This window comes from Streptomyces qaidamensis, from assembly GCF_001611795.1.
Taxonomy (GTDB): domain Bacteria; phylum Actinomycetota; class Actinomycetes; order Streptomycetales; family Streptomycetaceae; genus Streptomyces; species Streptomyces qaidamensis.
In genome coordinates this window covers 4,028,135-4,046,422 of the sequence record NZ_CP015098.1, presented here as the reverse complement: position 1 = coordinate 4,046,422, position 18,288 = coordinate 4,028,135, and the positions used below count along the sequence as shown (strand labels likewise).

Genomic DNA, 18,288 nt, shown 5'->3' with positions numbered 1-18,288 from the left:
GCGACAAGCCATATCCGGCCCGCACCGAAAGGACCCGTCATGGACCCCGAAGACCACAAGGCGCTCCGAGAAGCCGTCGCCGCCCTCGGCAAACGCCACGGCCCCGGCGGCGACCCCACCCAACTCTGGTCGGACGCAGGCAAACTCGGCTACCTCGGAGTCAACCTCCCCGAGGAGCACGGAGGCGGCGGTGGAGGAATCTCCGAACTCTCCATCGTCCTCGAAGAACTCGGCGCGGCCGGCTGTCCCCTGCTCATGCTGGTCGTCTCACCGGCCATCTGCGGCACGGTCATCGCCCGCTTCGGCACAGACGCCCAAAAGCAACAGTGGCTCCCCGGCCTGGCCGACGGCACCCGCCTCATGGCCTTCGGCATCACCGAACCCGACGCCGGCTCCAACAGCCACCGCATCACCACCACGGCACGGAAAGACGGCACCGACTGGCTCCTCACCGGCCGCAAGGTCTTCATCTCCGGCGTGGACATCGCCGACGCCACCCTCATCGTCGGCCGCACCGAAGACGCCCGCACCGGCCGCCTCAAGCCCTGCCTCTTCATCGTCCCGCGCGACACCCCCGGCTTCACCCGCCGCCCCATCGACATGGAACTCAACGCCGCGGAGAAGCAGTTCGAACTGGTCCTGGACGACGTGCGGCTGCCCGCCGACGCCCTGGTCGGCGACGAGGACGCGGGCCTGCTCCAGCTCTTCGCCGGCCTCAACCCCGAACGCGTCATGACGGCCGCCTTCGCGATCGGCATGGGCCGCCACGCGCTCGCCAAGGCCATCGAGTACGCCCGCGACCGCACCGTCTGGAACTCCCCCATCGGCGCCCACCAGGCCATCGCCCACCCTCTGGCCCAGGCACACATCGAACTCGAACTCGCCCGCCTGATGATGCAGAAGGCCGCCCACCTCTACGACACGGGCGACGACATCGGCGCCGGAGAGGCAGCCAACATGGCCAAGTACGCCGCCGGGGAGGCCTGCGTGAAGGCCGTCGACCAGGCCGTGCACACCCTCGGCGGCAACGGCCTCACCCGTGAGTACGGCCTGGCCCGGCTGATAACGGCCGCGCGCGTGGCTCGTATCGCGCCGGTGAGCCGGGAGATGATTCTCAACTACGTCTCCCACCAGACCCTGGGCCTGCCCAAGTCGTACTGAGGACCCTGAGACGGCCCGCGCCGCGAGGAGGAACCCGCCATGTTCCGCAGCCAGTACGCAGACGTCCCGCCCGTCGACCTGCCCATCCACGACGCGGTCCTGGCCCGGGCCGCCGAATTCGGCGACATCCCGGCGCTGATCGACGGCACGGACGGCACCACCCTCTCCTACGAGCAGGTGGACCGCTTCCACCGGCGCGTCGCCGCCGCCCTCGCCGAAGCCGGTGTCGGCAAGGGCGACGTCCTCGCCCTGCACAGCCCCAACACGATCGCTTTCCCGACCGCCTTCTACGCGGCCACGCGCGCGGGTGCCACCGTCACGACCGTGCACCCGCTCGCCACCGCCGAGGAGTTCGCCAAACAGCTGCGGGACTCGGCGGCCCGGTGGGTCGTCACCGTGTCACCGCTGCTGGACGTCGCCCGCCGGGCCGCCGAGCTCGCGGGCGGTGTACGCGAGATCTTCGTGTGCGACAGCGCGAGCGGCCACCGCTCCCTGATCGACATGCTCGCCTCGGCGGCCCCCGAACCGCAGGTCCCCATCGACCCCGCCGAGGACATCGCGGCCCTGCCGTACTCCTCCGGGACCACCGGCACCCCCAAGGGCGTGATGCTCACACACCGGCAGATCGCCACCAACCTCGCACAGCTCCACCCGGCGATCCCCGCCGGCCCGGGCGACCGCGTCCTGGCGGTGCTGCCCTTCTTCCACATCTACGGCCTCACCGCCCTGATGAACGCGCCCCTGCGACAGGGCGCCACCGTCGTCGTCCTGCCCCGCTTCGACCTGGAGCAGTTCCTCGCGGCCGTCCAGAACCACCGCATCACCGCCCTCTATGTGGCCCCGCCGATCGTCCTGGCCCTCGCCAAGCACCCGGCCGTCGCCCAGTACGACCTGTCGTCCCTGCGGTACGTCATCAGCGCCGCCGCACCCCTGGACGCCCGCCTCGCCGCCGCCTGCTCCCAGCGCCTCGGCCTGCCGCCCGTCGGCCAGGCCTACGGCATGACGGAACTGTCGCCCGGCACGCATGTCGTCCCCCTGGACGCCATGAACGACGCCCCGCCCGGAACCGTCGGCAAACTCATCGCCGGCACCGAGATGCGCATCGTCTCCCTCGACGACCCCGGCAAGGACCTCCCCGCCGGCGAATCCGGCGAGATCCTCATCCGCGGACCCCAGATCATGAAGGGCTACCTCGGCCGCCCCGACGCCACCACCGCCATGATCGACCCCGACGGCTGGCTGCACACCGGCGACGTGGGCCACGTGGACCGGGAGGGTTGGCTGTTCGTCGTCGACCGCGTCAAGGAACTCATCAAGTACAAGGGCTTCCAGGTGGCCCCCGCCGAACTGGAGGCCCTGCTCCTCACCCACCCGGGCATCGCCGACGCCGCCGTCATCGGACGGTACGACGACGACGGCAACGAGGCCCCGCACGCCTACGTGGTGCGCCAGCCGTCCGCCGCCGGCCTCACCGAGGCCGAGATCATGATGTACGTCGCCGAACGCGTCGCCCCCTACAAGCGGATACGCCACGTCACCTTCGTCGTCGGCGTCCCCCGCGCGGCCTCCGGCAAGATCCTCCGCCGACAGCTCCGGGAGAGCGCATGACGCTGATCGCCCGCACCCGTGCGCGAGCCGTGGAAACCCTGACCCTCGACTCGCCGCACAACCGCAACGCCCTGTCGGCGGCCCTGGTCGGCGACCTGGCCGACGCGCTCGGCGACGCCGCCGAGGACACCGGTGTCCGCGCGATCGTCCTCACCCACACCGGCAACACGTTCAGCGCCGGTGCCGACCTCAAGGACCCGCCGCCGCCCGAGGCCCTGGTCGCCCTGCTGCGGCGGATCGTCGAGCTGCCCAGACCGGTCGTCGCCCGGGTCACCGGCCACGTCCGCGCGGGCGGCCTCGGCCTCCTGGCCGCCTGCGACATCGCCGCCGCCTCCACGGACGCCACCTTCGCCTTCACCGAGGTCCGCATCGGAGTCGCCCCCGCGGTCATCTCCCTGCCGCTGCTGCCCCGCACCGACCCCCGCGCACTGGCCCGCTACTACCTCACCGGCGAACGCTTCGACGCCCCGGAGGCGGTGGCAACGGGCCTGCTCACGACCTGTGACAGCGATGTCGACAAGGCCCTCGACCCCATCCTCGACGGTCTGCGCCGCTCCGCCCCCGATGCCCTGGCCGAGACGAAACGGCTGCTCACGGCTAGGGTGCTGGAAGCCTTCGACCGGGACGCGGACGCCCTGACCGCGCTCTCGGCCCGGCTCTTCTCCTCCCCGCAGGCCCGCGAGGGGATGACGGCCTTCCTCGAACGACGGGATGCGGCATGGGTGGTGTGAGCACGGCCGACCGTGCGGAGAGAGTCCCCAAGCAGGACCGCAGCCGGGCCACCCGGCAGCGGCTCCTCGAAGCCGCCGTGTCCTGCCTCGCCGAACACGGCTGGGCAGGCTCCACCGTCTCCGTCGTCGCCGAACGCGCCGGCGTCTCCCGCGGCGCCGCCCAGCACCACTTCCCGACCCGCGAGGACCTCTTCACGGCGGCCGTCGAATACGTCGCCGAGGAACGCTCCACGGCCCTGCGTGCCCTGTTCCCCGAGGGCGCGGCCGGTGACCGTCACGCCGTCGTCGCCGCCCTGGTCGACCTCTACACCGGGCCGTTGTTCCGCGCCGCCCTGCACCTGTGGGTCGCCGCATCCAACGAGGAGCAGCTGCGGCCCCGCGTCACCGAACTCGAATCCCGCGTCGGCCGCGAGACCCACCGCATAGCCGTCGACCTCCTCGCCGCCGACGAGTCCCTCCCCGGCGTCCGCGAAACGGTCCAGGGCCTCCTCGACATGGCCCGCGGCCTGGGCCTCGCCAACCTCCTCACGGACGACGCGGCCCGCCGGGAGCGGGTGGTGGCCCAGTGGGCGGGGCTGCTGGAGGAGACGCTGGGCTGAGTGGTGTCAGCGCGGACGGGGGATGCGCATACCGCAGTATGCTCGGAGCATGGCGGACACGACACGCATCACGGTGACACTGCCGACCGACCAGGTCGCCGAACTCAGGAAGCTCACCGACAACGTCTCCGGCTATGTCGCCGAGGCGGTGGCTCGTCAGCTGCGGCATCAGTTGCTCGGCGCCGACCTGATGCGTCACCAGGAGGAGCACGGGGCGTTCACGGAGGAGGAGCTGGCCGAGGCCCGCTCCAGGATCTTCGGCACGGCGGATGCCGACGGATCGGCGAGCGCTGCGTGATGGAGCACGTCGAGACGGTTGTCCTGGACTCCCACGGGCTCTCCGCCTGGATCGCACAGGATCGCAAGATCCTGGCGATGTTCCAGGTTCTCCACGCCATGGGCACCGATTTCGTCATCGGCGCCAACACCGTCGTGGAAGTCAGTCATGCGCGCGTGAACATGCCTCGACTGCAGTGGGCGCTCTCCCGCGTCAAGGTCGAGCCGGTGACCGAGGGCGCCGCGAAAGCGTCCGCGGAACTGCTGAAGGCCGCCGGGCTGCACGGCCACAAGTACGCGATCGACGCGACTGTCGCCGAGGTGGCACTGCGGCAGCCGGGCCCAGTGGCCGTGCTGACGTCCGATGTCGACGACATGGCGCGGCTGTGCGGCGATCGAGTCCGGCTCATCGGCATCTGAGCCTCACGGACTGAGCCGCTCCACCCGCCAGCTCCCATCGGCCTGCTCCACGTACCGCAACCGGTCGTGCAACCGGTTCTCCCGGCCCTGCCAGAACTCCACCGTCTGCGGGGCCACCCGGAAACCGCCCCAGTGCGGGGGCACCGGCACCTGCTCGCCCTCCGGGTAGCGCGCGGCCAGCTCCGCGTACGCGCCGTCGATGTCGGCCCGGGTGGAGATCACCGAGGACTGGGCGCTGGCCCACGCGCCCAGCTGTGAGCCGTGCGGGCGGGTGCGGAAGTACGCCGCCGTCTCGTCGCGGCCGGTGCGACGGGCGATCCCGCCCACGATGACCTGCCGGGCCATGGGGTGCCAGGGGAACAGCAGCGAGACGAAAGGGTTCTCCGCCAGGTCACGGGCCTTGCGGGAGTCGTAGTTCGTGTAGAAGACGAAGCCCTGCTCGTCGAAGTGCTTCAGCAGCACCGTGCGGGCACTCGTCCGCCCCTCGGCGTCGGCCGTCGAGACGATCATGGCGTTCGGCTCGAACAGCCCGCCGTCCGTCGCGGCCTGCTGGAACCAGCGCGCGAACTGCTCGACGGGCGTGGCGGCGAGCTCGGTCTCGGAGAGCCCCTCGGCCCGGTACTGCTTGCGCATCGAGGCCAGATCGAAGGGGACGTCGTCGCGGTCGGTCACCCGGTCATCTTGCCGTACGGACGGTGTCCTTCGTCACTGCGTGGCACTGAGTGCCGTGAACCCTCCCCAACGGTGGCACTCGGAGATATCGTTTCCGTGCCGTTCCGGTTGGGTGACCGTAGGCCGGACGGGGCATCACAGGGGCAACCGACCAGGACCGCGAGTCGCCGTAGACGACCGTGGATCCACCGGACGGCCGCCCGCTTCGCAAGCCGACTGACACATGGTTCGTACGCCCACCCCATAACACACCATCTGTCACTTCCACCACGAGGAGCCGCCTGATGTCCGACTTCGTTCCCGGGCTCGAGGGAGTCGTCGCGTTCGAGACGGAGATCGCCGAACCGGATAAGGAGGGCGGCGCACTCCGGTACCGGGGCGTCGACATCGAGGACCTCGTCGGCCACGTCTCGTTCGGCAACGTCTGGGGCCTGCTCGTCGACGGCGCCTTCAATCCCGGCCTGCCGCCCGCCGAGCCCTTCCCCATCCCCGTGCACTCCGGTGACATCCGCGTGGACGTCCAGTCCGCCCTGGCCATGCTCGCGCCGGTCTGGGGCCTCAAACCCCTCCTGGACATCGACGAAGAGGAGGCCCGCGAGGACCTGGCCCGTGCGGCCGTCATGGCCCTGTCGTACGTCGCCCAGTCCGCCCGCGGCCAGGGTCTGCCGATGGTTCCGCAGCGGGAGATCGACAAGGCGCAGTCCGTCGTCGAACGCTTCATGATCCGCTGGCGGGGCGAGCCGGACCCCAAGCACGTGGCGGCGGTGGACGCGTACTGGACGAGCGCCGCGGAGCACGGCATGAACGCGTCCACGTTCACGGCCCGTGTCATCGCCTCGACCGGCGCGGACGTCGCGGCCGCGCTCTCCGGCGCCGTGGGCGCGATGTCCGGCCCGCTCCACGGCGGCGCCCCCTCCCGCGTCCTCGGCATGATCGAGGAGATCGAACGCACGGGCGACGCGGAGGCCTACGTCAAGAACGCGCTCGACAAGGGCGAACGCCTCATGGGCTTCGGCCACCGCGTCTACCGCGCCGAGGACCCGAGGGCGAGGGTCCTGCGCCGCACCGCCCGCGAACTGGGAGCCCCCCGCTTCGAGGTCGCCGAGGCCCTGGAGAAGGCGGCCCTCGCGGAACTCCACGCCCGCCGCCCCGACCGCGTCCTCGCCACCAACGTCGAGTTCTGGGCGGCCATCGTCCTGGACTTCGCCGAGGTCCCGGCGCACATGTTCACGTCCATGTTCACCTGCGCCCGCACGGCCGGCTGGTCCGCCCACATCCTGGAGCAGAAGCGCACGGGCCGCCTGGTCCGCCCCTCGGCCCGCTACGTCGGCCCGGGCACCCGCGACCCCCACGACATCGAGGGCTACGAGGACATCGCACACTGACCCGCCCCGCCCACGGCCTCACCCGCTCCCGGGTGGGGCCGTCCGTGTGCTCCGCCCCGAGAGCCGGTCCAGCTCCTCCCCGATGGCCTCCCGCAACGGGCCGTGCCGAGCCCCGAGCGCGTACCGCGCCTCGCCCCACATCCCCCGCGGGTAGAGCCACACGGGCCGCCGCACGAGCTCCGCGGGCTCCCAGGCGTACCGCGGCCACACCTGCGCGTGCAGAAACCCGTCGGCGTTCCCGAGAATCTCCAGATTGACCCGCCGAAACCCCGGCTCCACCCGCCGGCAGGCCTGCTCGACGGCCTCCCCCAGCCGGTCCATGTCGGCCAGGAACGCCAGCCGCCCGCTCCGCGGCAACTCGGACAACCGCTGCACAGCGGGATCATCGGTCAGCAGCACCGAGTAGCCGGGCAGGAACTGCACATCCCCGATCACCGCGAACCCGGACTCCAGCCGCCGCATCACGGCCGGATTCTCGCCCCGCAGGGCGCTCCCGATCCGGTCCTCACGCCACGCACCCACTGTCATCGCCCCCGGAACGCCGCAGAAGAACGCAGACGACCCGCGAGTCTGGTTCCTCCTGGGGAGGAGCCGGCCGGACGTACCGGCGACTCGCGGGTCGGGTGACTGCCTGAGATTGGGCCGGCTGCACGTACGCTCACGTGCCGGCTCGGCACCGCACTGAGTGTGGTGACGGGCCTCTAGCCCGCAGCCACCTCACGCGTCCGGGATTCATACATCTGCCGGATCACCTCCTTTCGGTGTGAGCCACACACTAGGAACCGCCCGCTCACCGCTCAACCCATTTTTCGAGACGTTGACTGTGCCGGTTCGGGTCGGATGCCCCACCCGTATGCCTCGCGGCACCACAGCACGCACCAGGTCGCCGGTGATGTATCCGGAGCGCTGCTCGGCACGAGTCCTCAGCAGACGAGGGAACCCGTGCCTGTCCGAAGTGGTGCGGGCGTAAGAGCCGCGGCCCGTGGCCTTCGCCGTCAGCACATGCGCCGGACACCTCACGATCCGGTCGCCGGCATGGCGGCGGCATCAGCCAGCGGTGCCCTCAGTCGAACGCGTGGCCGAACTCTCTGCTGCTCCGGCATGGCTCCACTCCGCTGCGTCCTTCGGGATCCCACCGCCCGACGCCCGTATGAAGATCGGGATCGATGGGTACACGCGGCAGGGGGCGGAGGCAGGGCCCGGTTGTTGATCGACTGACGGCGTCGGTCGGCCGCGGTGTGGTCGGCCGGGTGGTCTCCGGAGCCGTTGACGTGGGGATTGCCGCCGTACAACGATTCCTTCAATGTTGTGGGAACTCGGTGTGCGCTGGGTCACGTTCCAGTTGAATGATTGCAAGGAGCGAACCGACGTGCCGTACGTGCGGACGCAGCCTGCAGGGGGTCCAGGTGAGTGCTTCCCGGCGTAGTGGGACCACCGACGAGCTGGGGCCGGACGAGCCCGAGCGGGAGAGTTCGGATGGTTCGGATCTGCTTGCCGCTTTGCTGGACGGCATGGACGCGGCGCTGTGCGCGTTCGACGCCGACGGAGTCGTGACGCACTGGAACCGTGAGGCCGAACGGATTCTGGGCTGGGGCGCGGACGAGGCCGTGGGGCGGCGTGGGCTGGCCGGGTGGGCCGTGCGCAGCGCGGACGCCGAGGAGGTCGAGGGGCGGCTGCTGTCGGCGATGCACGCGCCGGGGCGGCAGGTGCACGAGTTCGCTCTGCTGACGAAGGACGGCGGGCGGGTGCTCGTGCGGATGCAGTCGGCGGCGGTGCGCGGGACCGACGGCAAGCCGGCGGGGGTGTACTGCGCGTTCAGCGAGGTGCACGCGCAGATCGATCTGGAGCGCTCTATCGCGCTGAGCGAGGCCCTGTTCGAGGACGCCAGCTGGGGTGTCGTGCTGGTGGACGTGGACCTGCGGCCGGCCGTGGTGAACGCGCACGCGGCCCGCGCGCTCGGCACGGGCCGTACGTCGGTGCTGGGGCGGCCGCTCGGGGAGCTGCTGTCGCACGGCGTGGAGGAGCTGGAGAGCGCGCTGCAGCATGTGCTGGCGGAGGGTGCGCCGCCCGCGCCCGCCGAGGTGTGGGTGAGCGTGCGCGCCAAGGAGGGCGAGAAGCGGCGCTGCTGGCGCAGCGGCTTCCTGCGGCTGGCCTCGCCGCTCGCGGAGGAGCCGGTTCCGCTGGGCGTGGGCTGGTTGTTCCAGGACGTGACGGAGGCCAAGCAGGCCGAGCAGGAGGCGTCCCTGCTGCGCTTCCGTATGCAGCAGCTGCACCGTGCTTCGCGGGCCGCAGCCGAGTGCGAGGACCCGGCGGAGGCGGCGACGGTCCACCTGGACTTCGCCCTGGCCGGTTTCGCCGACCACGGGCTGATCGACCGGGCCGCCGGCGGCGCGGTCACCGACGCGGAGGCCGAGGGGCCGGTCCGGCTGGTCCGGGTCGCCGCCACTCCGTCCGGGGCGCCGGGCCCGAGCAGGCTGGCCGGTCAGGCGGGTCTGCCCGTCCGCTATGCAGAGGGGCATCCTGCGCGGCAGTGCGTGGAGCGGGTGGGAGCCGTGCGTGCGAGCGCGGGCGCCGCCCGGCCCGAGGCGGCCCGCGAGTGGGCCCTGGCCCGTCAGTGGCCCCCGGACGCGGTCCACGCCCTGTGCGCGGTGCTGCGCAGCCGGGGCCGGACCCTGGGCGTCGTGACGTTCCTGCGGGGCGCGGGGCGCAGTGCCTTCGAGCGGTCCGACGCGATGTACGCGGAGGACGTGGCGGTGCGGATCGCTTCGGCGCTGGATCTGTCGGGGCTGTCGGACGGGGAGTGAGGCGCGTCCGGCTGCGGTCCGCTGCGCCGGGCGGTGCCGGGGGTGGCCGGTTGTGGCCCGCCTGTGCTGGGCGGTGCTGGGCTGTCGGGCGAGTGGTGGGGGTGGCCGGTTGTGGTCCGCTTGTGCTGGGCGGTGCTGGGCTGTCGGGCGAGTGGTGGGGGTGGCCGGTTGTGGTCCGCTTGTGCTGGGCGGTGCTGGGCTGTCGGGCGAGTGGTGGGGGTGGCCGGTTGTGGTCCGCCCGTGCCGGGCCGTGTGGTCGGGGCGAGCGGCGACGGGGGCTGCGGCCGAAGGTGCCGAGCGGGGTGGTCGACCCGGGGTGAGAGAGGCGCCCCCGGGTCCGGTCAGTGCCGGTAGAAGATCCGGTCGCGGTACTGCTCCATCACCCGGGTGTTCCAGTCGTGGCCGCCGTCGACGTTGCCGGAGCGCAGCAGGGGCGGCTCGATGCCGCGGTCGGCGAGGGTGGTGGCGGTCGTCGCCATGACGGCCTGGAGGAGGGCCGAGGTGACGACCGTCGAGGCGGGGGCGAAAGGGGCGGGGATGCCGTCGTGGGTCAGTTCCGCGTCGCCGACCGCGATCTTCGAGTCGAGGACGAGGTCGCAGTGGTCCTTGAGGTACGTCCCGGAGGCGTGCCGGGACTTCGTCCGGGAGGCGTAGGCCACCGAGGTCACGCCGATGACCTTGACGCCCAGGGCGCGCGCGTTCATGGCCATCTCGACGGGCAGGGCGTTGCGCCCCGACAGGGAGATGACCAGGAGGGCGTCGCCCGCGCGGAGCGGGGAGCTGTCGAGGACGGCGCTCGCGAGGCCGTCGACGCGTTCCAGGGCGGAGCCGAGGGGTGCGGGCATGACGTCGACGCCGACGACACCGGGTACGGCGAGCAGGTTCACCAGGGCGAGGCCGCCGGCGCGGTAGACGAGGTCCTGCGCGGCGAGGGAGGAGTGCCCGGCGCCGAAGGCGAAGAGGCGGCCGCCGTCGGCGACGGTGTCGGCGAGGAGCGTCCCGGCCGCGGCGATGCTGTCGGCCTCCTCGTCGCGCAGCCGCCGCAGCAGGCCGATCGCGGCGTCGATGAACTGGCCGGCCGGCGCGCGGTCGCTCATACGGGGTCCCTTCAGGCTGGCCTCGCGGCTTGTGTCGCGCATCACGGTGCGGTCTGGACCAGTGCGGTGTCAATACGGCCATGAGGGGCGTGCGCGGAGTGCCGGGAAGCGCCCGAAAGGGAAGTCCGTACCCTTGCGGACGGCCGGGTAATCCCCGGCTTTCCCTCCCGCGGCACGGTTGTCGGTGGTATCCGGCAGAATTGGGTGCAGGGCCAGCGCACGCGCCGGTGAGCCGTCCAGCCTCCGGCAGATCTCATTCGAGGGGCACGTATGTCCGGACTGATCGACACCACGGAGATGTATCTCCGCACCATCCTCGAGCTGGAGGAAGAGGGTGTGGTCCCCATGCGCGCCCGTATCGCCGAGCGGCTGGACCAGAGCGGGCCGACCGTCAGCCAGACCGTGGCGCGCATGGAGCGCGACGGCCTGGTGTCCGTCGCCAGCGACCGGCATCTGGAGCTGACCGACGAGGGCCGCCGGCTGGCCACGCGGGTGATGCGCAAGCACCGCCTCGCCGAGTGTCTGCTCGTCGACGTGATCGGTCTGGAGTGGGAGCAGGTCCACGCCGAGGCGTGCCGCTGGGAGCACGTGATGAGCGAGGCCGTGGAGCGCCGCGTCCTGGAGCTGCTGCGGCACCCGACGGAGTCGCCGTACGGCAACCCGATCCCGGGTCTGGAGGAGCTCGGCGAGAAGGACGGCGCCGACCCGTTCCTGGACGAGGGCATGGTGTCGCTGGCCAGTCTCGACCCGGGCCCCGAGGGCAAGACGGTCGTGGTGCGCCGGATCGGTGAGCCGATCCAGACGGACGCGCAGCTGATGTACACGCTGCGGCGGGCGGGCGTGCAGCCCGGCTCGGTGGTGAGTGTGACGGAGTCGGCTGGCGGGGTGCTGGTGGGCAGCGGCGGCGAGGCGGCCGAGCTGGAGTCGGACGTCGCGTCCCACGTGTTCGTCGCCAAGCCCTGATCCGGCCCGACCCGGCCTGATGCGGCTTGATCCGGCCCGACCCGATCCGATCCGGCCTGATCCGACCCGGGGAGTCGAGTCCTGAGCCGGTCGGTCGGCTTGGGCCAACTCCCGTTGCGCAGGGGGTTCTTGTGGCGTTGGCGTGATCCGGACCGAATCCGGGATCCAGTCCGTCGAATGGCAGCGCTCGCACGCTTCCCGTGCGACGCTGTCGCGTGAGGCATATGACCTGAGGGGCTCTGGGCCGAGGCTCGACAGCGATGTCGCCCGGCCGGGGAGGGGACGGGAGGATGTGCCGTGGAGATGTGGAGGGCCCCGGCGCCGTGCGGCGCCGGGGCCTGTCCTCCCCTGTGCTGACCCGGAGCCCCGAGCTCTCAGGGTCATTCCCCTCGGACCGGTTTCCCCGAGCGGTCCGCCTCCCGCTGGAGATCTCCCCGCGGCAGCGGCGATCAATCCCCGGGGGTGGTCACTCGAACGAGGGGTGTTGCCCGCGAGAACCCCATTCTCGAATGCGCTTTCGATAGTCTGCGGGCGGCGCACGGCACACTTGCACCGACAGGTACGGCAACCAGCACGGCAGAAGGCACAGCAGGCAGAACACGGTTCACAGGACCGGCCGGCTCAGGGAGCCGCGGTCCGCGCGAAGCTTGGGGGGTGCCAGGACATGGCGCGACGCATCGACGTGACCGGGACGGGCGGCGTACGCCTGGCGGCCTGGGAGTTCGGGGACCCGCCCAAGACCGATCCCGCGCAGGACGGGCAGGGGGCGCACGACGGGCACACCGCGCCGGAGGGCTCCCCGGGTGTGCTGTTACTGCACGGCCTCATGGGCCGCGCCTCACACTGGGCCTACACCGCCCGCTGGCTCTCCGCGCGCTACCGCGCGGTCGCCCTCGACCAGCGCGGCCACGGCCGCAGCGACAAACCCCCGCAGGGCTCCTTCACGCGTGACGCCTACGTCGACGACGCCGAGGCCGCTCTGGAGCAGCTCGGTCTCGCCCCGGTCGTCCTCATCGGCCACGCCATGGGCGCGCTGACCGCCTGGCAGCTCGCCGCCAGGCGTCCCGACCTGGTCCGCGGGTTGATCATCTGCGACATGCGGGCCTCCGCGCTCGGCGCCGCCTCGCAGCGCGAGTGGGACCAGTGGTTCGAGGCCTGGCCACTGCCGTTCGCCACGCTCGCCGACGTACGCAAGTGGTTCGGCGAGGACGACCCCTGGGTGGAGCGGCCCAATCCGGCCCGTGGCGCGTTCTACGCCGAGGTGATGGCCGAGTCCCCGGACGGCTGGCGTCCGGTCTTCGAGCCGGAGCAGATGCTCCGCTCCCGCGAGACCTGGGTGTACGACGCGCACTGGGAGGAGCTGGCCCAGGTCCGCTGCCCCGCCCTGGTCGTGCGCGGTCTGGACGGCGAGCTGGGCCGCGCCGAGGCCCAGGAGATGGTCCGGGTCCTGCCCCGCGGCCAGTACGCGGAGGTCGCCGACGCCGGCCACCTGGTGCACTACGACCAGCCGGAGGCCTGGCGCGCCGCGATCGAGCCGTTCCTGGACGCGCTGGGCGACGACTGACGCCGGCCCGGCCCCCGTCACCCCTTGCTGACCGCCGCCAGGATCTCCGGCAGCCGCCGGGCGGTCCGCGGAGCGGCCAGTTTCAGCCCCGCCGCCGCGAGCCCCGCCCCGTACGCCGTGCTCACCGGCAACAGCAGCCACGTCCAGTCTTCGCCGTCGGCGCTCACGTTCAGCCAGATCGTGAGCGCGATGACGGGCGCGCACAGCAGGGCGGCCGCCACCATCCCGCCGAAGATGGAGATCCAGGCGAGCCCGGTCTGCCCGGGGGCGACGTTCTTGTAGCCCTCCTGCGGGATGGAGTAGGGGAAACGGGCGGACGTCCACGCCCCGGTCGCGAGCATCGCGCCGAGCAGCGCGAAGGACAGGCCCAGTGCCTCGGGCAGCCGCCGCCAGTCACCGAGCATGGCCGTCGTCAGGATCGTCACGAGCGCGGCGTAGGGCACCGTGATCAGCAGCAGGGCGTACGCCCGGGCGCGCAGTTCGACGTAGGCGTCACGGGTCGAGGAGATCGTCATCGCGACGATCCAGAACGCCGAGGTGTCCTGCCCGAACTGGTTGTACATCTGGATGCCGAGCATCCCGGCGGCGAAGCACGCGAAGTACACCGACCCGGTGCCCTGCCAGGCGTTGAACACCGGCACGATCAGCCCGATGGCCAGCGACGTCACCCAGGCGGCCTTGGTCTTCGGGTCGCGCCACACGTACCGCAGGCTGCGCTCCATGACCGTGCCCGTACGGCCCGGAGGCAGCAGCCGCCCCAGCCCGGTCGACGACCGCTCCTTGGCGGCCGACTCGGCGCCCGGCAGGGTGGATCCGTCGGGTGAGGTCATCAGCCGGGTCAGATGCCGTGACCAGAGCGCGAGCAGCGCCACCAGCGCCCCCGCGGTCAGCGCCAGCTGCGCGGCGGCGACACCGTACGACCCCTCGCCCACCGCGTGCACGGCCCCGATCGCCGAGGCCGGCGGCACCCACTGCAGGATCCCGGCCGCCGGGTCGAGTTCGCCCAGCCCCGACGCCCCGATGCGCTGCGCGCCGAAGTTGACGATCTGCGCCCCGATGGCGATGACCAGCCCGCTGAGCACGGCGAGGTCGCGCCCCTTCCGGCTGGTCAGCAGCCGTACGTTCGCGGCGGCGACGGCCCGCGCGAGCGCCACGCACACCAGCAGCGCGAGGACGACGGCGACGGCACCGACGGCGAACGCCGCCCCGCCCCGCGCCACCGCGACGACGGAGCCGACCAGCAGACACAGGGTGAACAGCGGCCCGATGCCCACCAGCGAGGCCGTGAGCAGCGCCCGCACCAGCGGCCGGGGCCGCAGCGGCAGCATCACCAGCCGGGTCGGGTCGAGGGTCTCGTCACCGCTGGGGAAGAACAACGGCATCACCGCCCACCCGAGCCCCAGCACCGCCACCGCCAGCACGACCACCGACTCGGCGTGCGCGTGGCCGCGCAGCGCGATCAGGCCGATCAGCTGGAGCGCGGCGAACAGCAGGGCGAAGACGGCCGAGGTGATGTAGGCGGCCTTCCGCCCGCCGGACTGCCGCAGCCCGTTGCGCAGCAGCGACAGCTTCAGCCGCACGAAGACGGGGGTGATCGCGTCGGCGCTCACCGGGCCCCGCCGCCCAGCCAGTCGAGATCGGACCCGGCGTCCCGGCCCTGTGCGCCGACGAGTTCGAGGAACGCCCGCTGCAACGAGGGAGCGTCCCCGCGCACCTCGGCGAGCGTGCCGGTGGCACGGATCCGCCCGGCGGCCATGACGGCGACCCAGTCGCACAGCGACTCGACGAGCTCCATGACGTGGGAAGAGAACACGACCGTGGCGCCCGAGGCCGTGTACCGCTCCAGGACGCCGCGGATGGTCTGCGCGGAGACGGGGTCCACCCCCTCGAACGGCTCGTCCAGGAACAGCACTTCGGGATTGTGGAGGAGAGCGCTGGCGAGCCCGATCTTCTTGCGCATGCCGGTCGAGTAGTCGACGACCAGCTTGTGCTGGGCCCCGGCCAGATCGAGGACGTCGAGGAGCTGCGTGGCCCGCTTGTCGACCTCGGCACCGGGCAGTCCGCGCAACCGCCCGGAATACGCCAGCAGTTCCCGCCCGGAGAGCCGTTCGAAGAGCCGCAGCCCCTCCGGCAGCACCCCGATCCGCGCCTTCACCTCGACGGGGTCCCGCCACACGTCGTGCCCGACCACCTCGACGGTCCCGTGATCGGGCCTGAGCAGCCCGGTCACCATCGACAAGGTGGTGGTCTTCCCGGCCCCGTTCGGCCCGACGAGCCCGATGAACTTGCCCGCGGGCAAGTCGAGATCGACCCCGGCGACAGCGACCTGCTGCCCGAACCGCTTCCACAGCCCCCGCACACGCACAGCGCTGGATCCCACCGCGCCTCCCTCCGTCACCCTGCACCCTACGGTGGCGTGCTTCAGGGGCGCGGGGAACTGCGCGATCAACCACGACGAAGCCGCAGCCGCCGGCGAACGCGAACCAGGCAGGACAGCGGGCGCGGCTACCGATCCCTGCCGCACGCATAGGCCAACGGCGAGATCAACTCCTCCGCATCCGGCAGCCACCGATTCGCCGGAGTCGGCCGGCAGGCCCACTGCACAGCCCCGCGGGACCCGAACCGCGTAGGCGGCGCGGCCACGTACGCCCCCTCACCCAGCACGGCCAGATCCAGCGACGACACCGACCACCCCAGCTTCCGCACCAGATCGGGCACCTTCACCCCGGCCCCCGGCAGCACGAAGAACTCCATCCGCCGGTCCGGCGTGAGCGTCACCGGCCCGAGCGTCAGCTCCATCCGCTCCATGCGCGCGAGCGCCAGGAACCCGGCCGTCTCCGGCACGGAGATCGCGTCGAACGTCCGCCCCGTCGGCAGCAGGATCGACGCGGTCGGCTGCTTCTGCCACATCCGTCGCGCGACCGTCGCACTGCCCGTGGCCTGCGTCGCCCAGTCCGGGCGCGCCGGGTGCGACCCGGGCGCCGGACACGCCGCGTCACCGCAGGAGCAGCGCTGGCTGCCGTCGACGGCTTCCAGCCAGGTGCCGGGGAACACGTCCCAGTGGCGCTCCTCGGCGTAGCGAACAGCGGTCTCCAGCAGCGATTCCCCGCGCTGCTTCGGGATCTGAGCGGCTTCGGTGCCCGCGATCGTCTCTTCCACGATGAACACAACTCTGGTCGTCACCAGGGGTTACGCCCACCCGTGTGCGCGGGGGAGAGCATCGCCCCTGTTCGCGGGGCGCATGGGTGCATGTGCGGGGGCGCGCAGGAGGATCCCGTCGCGGAGCTGGGTAGCCACGAGGGGGGCCGGCAACTGCCGTTACCCCGGCATTCCTCACATGCTTCGCATTTTCGCCTGGTCGGCGGGGCATTGATCTTCACGGCCGGATCTTTTCGCCGGGACGTGAGGGGTTCGGCCGCGGAAGACACGTCAACTCGGTGCGTGGGCAGGCACCGCAGCCTCAGGGGGTACGCCATGGCCGCAAGGCCGCTCGTCGCCCGGCAGCCGAACGAACGGCTGCAGGCGCTCATCCAGGAAGCCGGATGCTCCAACGCCGGCCTGGCCCGCCGGGTCAACATGTGCGGTGCCGAGCACGGCCTCGACCTGCGCTACGACAAGACGTCGGTGGCGCGCTGGCTGCGCGGGCAGCAGCCGCGGGGCCGGGCCCCGGCGATCATCGCCGAGGCGCTGGGCCGCAAACTCGGCCGTACGGTCACGATCGACGAGATCGGCATGGCCAACGGCAAGAACCTCGCCTCGGGCGTGGGCCTGCAGTTCTCGCCGACGGTACTGGGGGCCATCGAGCAGGTCTGCGAGCTGTGGCGCAGCGACGTGGGGCGGCGGGACTTCCTGTCCGGTTCCTCCGTCGCGGCGTCCGCGCTGGTCGAGCCCAGCCGGGACTGGCTGATCTCCACGCCCGACGCGCAGGTCTCGCGCTCGGCGGGGCCGCGGGTGGGGCAGTCCGACGTGCAGGCGGTCCATGCCATGACGCAGGCGCTGGTGGATCTCGACCACCAGTACGGCAGCGGGCATGTGCGGCCGGTCGTCGTGCACTACCTCAACAGCGTCGTCTCGGGGCTGCTGGCGGGGTCGTACCGGGAGGCGGTCGGGCGGGACCTGTTCGCCGCGGTGGCCCGGCTGACGGAGCTCGCCGGGTACATGGCCGTCGACACCGGCCAGCCCGGCCTGGCCCAGCGCTACTACATCCAGGCCCTGCGGCTGGCGCAGGCCGCCGGGGACCGCGGCTACGGCGGGTACGTCCTCGCGGCCTCCATGAGCCATCTCGCCGCGCAGCTCGGAAACCCGCGGGAGATCGCGCAGTTGGCGCGGGCGGCGCAGGAGGGGGCGCGGGGGCGCGTGTCGCCGCGGGCGGAGTCGATGTTCCTGGCGGCGGAGGCGCGCGGGCACGCCCTCATGGGCGACGTGCGCGCCGCCCAGTCCTCGGCGGGGCGCGCGGTCAGCGCCCTGGAGGCGGCCGACCCGGCCGCCGGGGACGACCCGGTGTGGATCGCGCACTTCGACGAGGCCTACCTCGCCGACGAGTTGGCCCACTGCCACCGGGACCTGGGGCATGCCGAGGCGGCGGCCCGGTGTGCGCAGGAGTCGCTGGCCGGGCATCCCGAGACGCGGGCGCGCCGCCGGGCCATCGGCTATGTGCTGCTGGCCACGGCGCAGGTGCAGCAGCGGGAGATCGAAGAGGCGTGCAACACCGGCATGAAGGCCGTCGAACTGCTGGAGGGGCTGCGCTCCAACCGGGGCGCCGAGTACCTGGAGGACTTCCAGCAGCGGCTGGAGCCGTACCGGGACGAGGCGGTGGTAAGGGAGTTCGGGGCCCGGCTCGACCTGCAGGCGGCTGCGTGAACACAGGGTCTGCGGATGCGTGAACGTGCGGGAAACGGCTGCCGGCTGCGCAGGAGGTGACCTGGGCAACGTGCCGTGACCCACTGGTGTTACCGCGCTCACAGGGCACGAGGTCGGGCCCTGTGCTGCGTGGCACGGGGCTCTGGGG

17 protein-coding genes are annotated in these 18,288 nt (G+C 72.1%); 11 read left to right on the top strand and 6 right to left on the bottom strand.

The annotated features are described in order from the left end of the window. Positions 1-39: 39 nt before the first annotated feature. The 6 genes from A4E84_RS17680 to A4E84_RS17655 are packed head-to-tail and all read left to right on the top strand — an operon-like array spanning position 40 to position 4,795. Positions 40-1,161: an acyl-CoA dehydrogenase family protein gene (locus tag A4E84_RS17680; RefSeq protein ID WP_174569435.1), complete on the top strand. Its 1,122-nt coding sequence runs from the start codon at positions 40-42 to the stop codon at positions 1,159-1,161. 39 nt (positions 1,162-1,200) lie between these two features. Next, positions 1,201-2,769, top strand: a complete 1,569-nt coding sequence (locus A4E84_RS17675) for a 4-coumarate--CoA ligase family protein (protein WP_062927513.1) — start codon at positions 1,201-1,203, stop codon at positions 2,767-2,769. Continuing rightward, positions 2,766-3,500, top strand: coding sequence for an enoyl-CoA hydratase family protein (locus tag A4E84_RS17670; protein WP_062927512.1), 735 nt, complete (start codon positions 2,766-2,768; stop codon positions 3,498-3,500). The genes A4E84_RS17675 and A4E84_RS17670 overlap by 4 nt, the downstream gene beginning before the upstream one ends. Continuing rightward, positions 3,488-4,099, top strand: coding sequence for a TetR/AcrR family transcriptional regulator (locus tag A4E84_RS17665; protein WP_062927511.1), 612 nt, complete (start codon positions 3,488-3,490; stop codon positions 4,097-4,099). Before A4E84_RS17670 ends, A4E84_RS17665 begins: the two co-directional genes overlap by 13 nt. Positions 4,100-4,148: 49 nt before the next feature. After that, on the top strand, positions 4,149-4,397 hold the full coding sequence (locus tag A4E84_RS17660; RefSeq protein WP_062927510.1) for a type II toxin-antitoxin system CcdA family antitoxin: 249 nt from the start codon (positions 4,149-4,151) through the stop codon (positions 4,395-4,397). Then, positions 4,394-4,795, top strand: a complete 402-nt coding sequence (locus A4E84_RS17655) for a hypothetical protein (RefSeq protein WP_062927509.1) — start codon at positions 4,394-4,396, stop codon at positions 4,793-4,795. Before A4E84_RS17660 ends, A4E84_RS17655 begins: the two co-directional genes overlap by 4 nt. A 3-nt stretch (positions 4,796-4,798) precedes the next feature. Here the strand turns inward: A4E84_RS17655 and pdxH are convergent, their stop codons facing one another. Further along, positions 4,799-5,467 carry a pyridoxamine 5'-phosphate oxidase gene (gene pdxH / locus A4E84_RS17650; protein WP_062927508.1) on the bottom strand — a complete coding sequence of 223 codons (669 nt, stop codon included), beginning with the start codon at positions 5,465-5,467 and terminating at the stop codon, positions 4,799-4,801. A 284-nt stretch (positions 5,468-5,751) separates the two neighbouring features. Here pdxH and A4E84_RS17645 point away from each other — a divergent pair, with 284 nt between their 5' ends. Continuing rightward, a complete protein-coding gene (locus tag A4E84_RS17645; protein WP_062927507.1) occupies positions 5,752-6,852 on the top strand; it encodes a citrate synthase 2 in 1,101 nt (366 codons plus the stop codon). An 18-nt stretch (positions 6,853-6,870) separates the two neighbouring features. On the opposite strand, the gene A4E84_RS17640 is transcribed toward A4E84_RS17645, so the two are convergent. Beyond that, positions 6,871-7,380, bottom strand: a complete 510-nt coding sequence (locus A4E84_RS17640; RefSeq protein ID WP_062927506.1) for a hypothetical protein — start codon at positions 7,378-7,380, stop codon at positions 6,871-6,873. A gap of 818 nt (positions 7,381-8,198) precedes the next feature. Between A4E84_RS17640 and A4E84_RS17635 the strand changes: the two genes are divergently transcribed. After that, positions 8,199-9,656, top strand: a complete 1,458-nt coding sequence (locus tag A4E84_RS17635; RefSeq protein ID WP_079129004.1) for a PAS domain-containing protein — start codon at positions 8,199-8,201, stop codon at positions 9,654-9,656. Positions 9,657-9,997: 341 nt separating this feature from the next. Here A4E84_RS17635 and A4E84_RS17630 read toward each other — a convergent pair whose 3' ends face one another. Beyond that, complete coding sequence (locus tag A4E84_RS17630) at positions 9,998-10,753, bottom strand: SIS domain-containing protein (RefSeq protein WP_062927504.1); 756 nt, start codon at positions 10,751-10,753, stop codon at positions 9,998-10,000. 270 nt (positions 10,754-11,023) lie between these two features. On the opposite strand from A4E84_RS17630, the gene A4E84_RS17625 reads away from it, so the two are divergent. Further along, positions 11,024-11,716, top strand: coding sequence for a metal-dependent transcriptional regulator (locus tag A4E84_RS17625; RefSeq protein WP_062927503.1), 693 nt, complete (start codon positions 11,024-11,026; stop codon positions 11,714-11,716). A gap of 664 nt (positions 11,717-12,380) precedes the next feature. Next, on the top strand, positions 12,381-13,280 hold the full coding sequence (locus A4E84_RS17620) for an alpha/beta fold hydrolase (protein ID WP_062927502.1): 900 nt from the start codon (positions 12,381-12,383) through the stop codon (positions 13,278-13,280). Positions 13,281-13,297: 17 nt separating this feature from the next. Here the strand turns inward: A4E84_RS17620 and A4E84_RS17615 are convergent, their stop codons facing one another. The 3 genes from A4E84_RS17615 to A4E84_RS17605 all read right to left on the bottom strand — a co-directional run bounded on the left by A4E84_RS17615 (position 13,298) and on the right by A4E84_RS17605 (position 16,448). Continuing rightward, positions 13,298-14,890, bottom strand: a complete 1,593-nt coding sequence (locus A4E84_RS17615; RefSeq protein WP_107308341.1) for a transporter — start codon at positions 14,888-14,890, stop codon at positions 13,298-13,300. Beyond that, positions 14,887-15,678, bottom strand: coding sequence for an ABC transporter ATP-binding protein (locus tag A4E84_RS17610; RefSeq protein WP_062927501.1), 792 nt, complete (start codon positions 15,676-15,678; stop codon positions 14,887-14,889). Before A4E84_RS17610 ends, A4E84_RS17615 begins: the two co-directional genes overlap by 4 nt. A gap of 107 nt (positions 15,679-15,785) precedes the next feature. Then, positions 15,786-16,448, bottom strand: coding sequence for a bifunctional DNA primase/polymerase (locus tag A4E84_RS17605; protein ID WP_107308340.1), 663 nt, complete (start codon positions 16,446-16,448; stop codon positions 15,786-15,788). A gap of 306 nt (positions 16,449-16,754) precedes the next feature. Here A4E84_RS17605 and A4E84_RS17600 point away from each other — a divergent pair, with 306 nt between their 5' ends. Beyond that, positions 16,755-18,140, top strand: coding sequence for a hypothetical protein (locus A4E84_RS17600; protein ID WP_062927500.1), 1,386 nt, complete (start codon positions 16,755-16,757; stop codon positions 18,138-18,140). Positions 18,141-18,288 lie beyond the last annotated feature (148 nt).